The organism is Paraburkholderia sp. SIMBA_027, assembly GCF_046535315.1.
Lineage (GTDB): Bacteria > Pseudomonadota > Gammaproteobacteria > Burkholderiales > Burkholderiaceae > Paraburkholderia > Paraburkholderia tropica.
Map to the genome: position 1 here is coordinate 1 of NZ_JAWRWY010001431.1, position 243 is coordinate 243.

Consider the following 243-nt stretch of genomic DNA (forward strand, 5'->3'; position numbering starts at 1 on the left):
GGGTCAGCACGTTAGTGTTGTACGGCGGCCGCACTTTGTCGAATTCGGTCAACCACGCGGGCTTGCCCACCAGATAACCGAGGCGGATCCCGGCCAGACCGAGCTTGGACACCGTGCGCATCACGACGACGTTGTCGAACGCATCGGCGCGCGGCAGCCAGCTTTGCTGCGCGAACGGCTGATAAGCCTCGTCGATCACCACGAGGCTCCGGTTCGCCGCGGCGATGATGCGCTCCATGTCGG

General features: G+C 64.6%; 1 protein-coding gene. It reads right to left on the reverse strand.

The window, feature by feature from the left end; genetic code table 11:
- On the reverse strand, nt 1–243 hold a 243-nt coding region (locus SB764_RS43915; protein WP_410867300.1), incomplete at both ends, for an aminotransferase class I/II-fold pyridoxal phosphate-dependent enzyme.